The following is a 662-nucleotide window of genomic DNA, read 5'->3' as shown; positions in this document are numbered from 1 at the left end:
GAACTGGCGTGCAGGCTACAAGGTGGATGTGAGCCGCGGCGAGCGTATCGGCCGCGTATCGTCGGAGTGGTTCAACCGACCGGCCGACGAGCGCTACCTGTCCCTAGCCGACCTCCGTAATTCGGTGAGGGCACGGTCGCAGCGCAGCCGTACGCGCATTGTCGAAAGCGAACGGATTCGCGTCGAAGCCAGCCGTGACGACGCGGAACGCCTCCTGCTTATGCTGCCCGATGCCGAGGCACCCGTTGCGCCCACGCATTGGAGTTTTGGCCAGCTYGCCAGCCTGGTCGGTGCACCGGCTGCTTACCTGCGCCAACTCCCGGCCCCGCTCGCCGCCATCAATCTCCAGTACGGGCTGACCTCGCAGCGGRCAGAGCAGGTAAAGACGCTCGAAATCCATAACGGCCGCGTCGAGTTGCGAGCGGTGACCGGTCCCGACTATGGCCGGATTTTCGACCACGAGCTGGTCGAGGCCGTGCAGAAGATTGCCGGCAATGGCACCGGCGATACGCGCTGGAAGGTGCCGGGCGTACTCGACTGGTCGACGGGAATCTACAACCCCCATGTCGACATCTCGAAGAACACGACGACGCTTTATGCATCCGACCGCGACGTCTTTGTCTTTCTCGTTGACGACCTCAACCCGATCGAGGCCGGAAAGC

The 662-nt window shown here is 63.5% G+C and carries 1 pseudogene; it reads left to right on the top strand.

The window, feature by feature from the left end:
* Positions 1–22: 22 nt before the first annotated feature.
* Positions 23–662, top strand: a pseudogene (locus tag AC1DZP_RS36330) (hypothetical protein); the annotation flags it as partial.

The sequence above is a fragment of the Mesorhizobium sp. P2_F8 genome (assembly GCF_056403655.1).
This window is presented reverse-complemented; position numbering and strand designations above follow the sequence as displayed.